Origin of the sequence: Nostoc sp., assembly GCF_035638895.1 — a bacterium.
Lineage (GTDB): Bacteria > Cyanobacteriota > Cyanobacteriia > Cyanobacteriales > Nostocaceae > Nostoc.
The window spans coordinates 1-3,627 of record NZ_DASQZC010000576.1 but is presented as its reverse complement, the minus strand read 5'-3'; the positions used below and the strand labels follow the sequence as shown (position 1 = coordinate 3,627).

The following is a 3,627-nucleotide window of genomic DNA, read 5'->3' as shown; positions in this document are numbered from 1 at the left end:
GCGGTGAAATTTTCAATTCAAAAGCAGCCTGAAGCGAACACAATTACCGTTGTAGATGCTGTGAAGCGGCGAATTGAACAATTACGACAATCGGGTTTAATTCCAGCAGATATGACTTTGAGTCCCACTACAGATGAATCTGTTTTCATCCGTAACTCTTTAAATGATGTCATCTTTTCAGGGCTTTCTGGAGCATTGTTAGCAGCAGCAGCAGTGTTGTTATTTTTGGGATCATTCAGACAAACATTGATTATCAGTTTGACGATTCCGTTGTGTACTCTAACAGCGATCGCTCTGATGAAAATCTTTGGCTTGACTTTGAATGTGTTTAGTTTAGCAGGTCTGACATTAGGAGTCGGTCAAGCAATTGATACATCGGTTGTGATTTTGGAGAACATTTCCGAGAAAACAGGGATGACTCCCAATCAGAAAGAGATGGAGGGAGAGGGGCAGAGGAGAAATTCAAAATTCTTTATTGACAGTGCGATGAATGCTTCCCAAGAAGTGGAATCTGCTTTAGTTGCTGCTACAGCTGCAAACTTAGTTTCTGTAGTGCCATTTCTCTTAATTGGTGGCTTCATTGCACTGCTATTTAATGAACTGATCTTGACAATTAGCTTCGCAGTAGCAGCTTCCCTTGTCGTCGCCATTACAGTAGTGCCGATGCTATCTTCTCGACTCTTGGGAATTCGCTGGTCTAGTCGGATTAGTGAATTTTGGTTGCTTAGACAGTTTAATCACCGATTTGAAGATGCTACACGGGGATACAGTAACTTCTTAACCAAGGTTTTACGCTATCGGCTCCTCGTCGTTATCGCTGCTTTGTTAATTTTAGGCGGCGGCACTTTCTTTATGTTTGGTCAAATTCCCCAAGAAATTTTACCCCGCATCAGTACTGGTCAAGCTACCTTGAGAGCGCAGTTTCCTCCTGGTACACCTTTAGCAACTTCTGAGAAAGTTATGCAAATTGTCGATGACATTTTGCTCAAACAACCAGAAACAGAGTCTGCTTTCACAACTGTGGGTGGTTCTTTGTTTGGTAGCAATACTACAGAAAATCCTTTACGTGCCAGTAGCACTATCAATCTAAAACCAGGCACAGAGGTTGAAGCTTTCGTCAAAAAAGTAACTCAGGAATTTAACAAACTCAACTTAGCAGGAATTCTGCTACGCCTCAATCCTGGTCAGGTGCGGGGTTTAATCTTGAGTAATTCTCCAGTGCAAGGGTCAGATGTTGACGTGATTCTGCAAGGTGAGAATGAAGAAAACTTAACGCAAGCAGGCGCACAAGTGCTGCAAGCATTGCAAGAAAGGGCAAAATTAGCGACATTCCGACCAGATGCCGACCCCCGACAACCAGAAATCCAAATTCGCCCCGACTGGGAAAGGGTTTCGGCATTAGGGTTGAGCGCCGGGCAAATTGGTGCAACAGTTCAAACAGCAATTGAAGGTTCAGTTCCCACGCAAATTCAACGCGGTAATCGTTTAGTTGATGTGCGGGTGCAGTTAAATAAGGAAGCAATTGCGCGTCCTTCCCAGCTAGAACAATTACCGCTATTTACAGAAAACAATCAACTAATCCGCCTTTCAGATGTTGCGAACATTCAAGAAGGTCAAGCGCCTGGTGAGGTGCAACGGATTAATCAGCGCCAAGCTTTTATTGTGGCAGGCAATCTGAGCGAGGGGGCTAGTCTTGGTGAAGCGATCGCAGAAGTCAATGAGGTACTCCAGGATGTAAAATTACCTGATGGCGTTTCAATTGTGCCTAGTTCTGCCCAAGAAACTAATCAACAACTTCAGGATGCTTTAAAAACTTTGGGAGCGATGGCGGTGTTCCTAATATTTGTAGTCATGGCGGTGCAATACAATTCGCTCATTGACCCGTTGGTAATTATCTTCACCGTACCACTGGCGTTAGCTGGGGGAATTTTTGGACTTTACATTACCCAAACTGCAATTGGCGCAACTGTAATTGTTGGCGTTGTATTGTTGGTGGGAATTGTGGTAAACGCAGGGATTCTAATGGTAGAACTGGCGAACCAAATTCGGGATGAAGTTGGTTGTACTCGCCAAATTGCGATTATGAAAGCTGCCCCTCAACGCTTGCGCCCAATTATCATGACTACAGTCACCACTATTTTGGGACTGTTTCCTTTGGCATTGGGCATTGGCGAAGGTTCTGAGTTTTTGCAGCCTTTAGGGATTGTAGTTTTCTTTGGGATGGCGATCGCTACAATGCTGACATTGTTTATCATCCCCTGTTTTTATATTCTGCTACACGATTTGTTAGGTGGGAATTGGGCAAAGCCAGTGTTAGTGTGGTTGCGTGGATTTACGAAAAAATTTATTTGAATCCCTGAGAGGGATTAAATTTTTCAACACGTTCTACGCTGGAATTTAAATTAACGTGATTTGCCAACGAAAAAACTTGTTGGTAGATCGCGTTAAAGTCAGTTTTTTTCAAATCCACATATTGTCTAATCTGTCAACGCATAACTTGTAATTTAGATTTTTTATAAAGATTGCGTGAAATTACTAGTTATCATGATAAAGCATTACAAGAATTGCTTTATAAATCAATCTATGAGTTGATATAAACTCACTGAGCAAGCACACATTAACCGCTATTTATCTAGCAGTTAGATAGTGGTTTAAAAGTGAGCTTTTGCTGTTTGATTTAACCCACAGGGTATAGTATTCTCTCAATCAATGTATAAAAGGACAGAAATATGACTACAATAGCAACCAAAATAGCCTTATCTGTTCTAGGAGCAGTAGGAATTAGTTTTTCGTCTTTGACACCAGCGAGAGCCTTCATCTTGGTAGAACCCATCGTGACAACTCAAAATGAAAGCATACTTAAAACGAAAAACCCGAGAACCCTTGGGCCAGAGTTTCAACCAGGACAAGTAATAGAATATGGTGTCTCAGATGTAGCTAATAACTTACTAAATGACACTGGGTACGATATAGAAAGCTTGGTCTTTGATTTAAAAACGCTTGCCTATAGTAATCCAGATTCTAGTCCCGTATTTGATAATGAGCCGGTGCAATGGGGAGATGTTAATGGAGATGGGAAGATTGGTTACTCTAATAACCCCGATCTAAAGGATATTTTTTCAGACGTTACCATAAAAGATAACATCATCACTTTTAGTGGTGGCGTAATCCCAAAGGGAACCCTGTTTTACAATCCATTCGCTACCAGCCCCAATGTATCACCAGGTGCTGGAATCATTCCACCAGTGCCAGCAGAGCAAGTGGATAAAGATGGGCCAATCAGAGTGGGTAGTCATTACACTGCTGTTCCTGAATCAACTAATGTTTTGGGTGTACTAGTATTTGGCGCTTTAGGTGTAGCTTTAAAAGTAAAGCGATCGCTACACTCTTAACGCTCTGACTCTGTAATTAATTCACGATACACCGCCAGTGTTTCCTGATGGACGCGGGCAACACTCAGCCACTCTAGGTTGTGATTTGCCCGTTGTTTCCATCCGTGCAGCATATCGGCATTACTCAGTAATTGCACTAAAACTCCAGCCAAAGCATTACTATCTTTTGCTGGTACTAAAAGTCCTGCTTGTCCATTGTCCAAAGCTTCAGGAATTCCGTCTACCTGAGTGCCAA

Annotated in this window: 3 protein-coding genes; 2 read left to right on the top strand and 1 reads right to left on the bottom strand. The window is 42.3% G+C overall.

Features of this window, described 5'->3' with window-relative positions:
• Together VE944_RS28470 and VE944_RS28465 are read left to right on the top strand one after the other, a co-directional pair.
• A partial coding sequence (locus VE944_RS28470; protein WP_324985328.1) for an efflux RND transporter permease subunit occupies positions 1–2,352 on the top strand: 2,352 nt, incomplete at its 5' end.
• A 377-nt stretch (positions 2,353–2,729) separates the two neighbouring features.
• On the top strand, positions 2,730–3,392 hold the full coding sequence (locus VE944_RS28465) for a hypothetical protein (protein ID WP_324985325.1): 663 nt from the start codon (positions 2,730–2,732) through the stop codon (positions 3,390–3,392).
• On the opposite strand, the gene VE944_RS28460 is transcribed toward VE944_RS28465, so the two are convergent.
• Positions 3,389–3,627: glycosyltransferase (locus tag VE944_RS28460; protein WP_414690169.1), on the bottom strand; the 239-nt coding region annotated here is incomplete at its 5' end. The two genes, VE944_RS28465 and VE944_RS28460, sit on opposite strands and share 4 nt — an antisense overlap.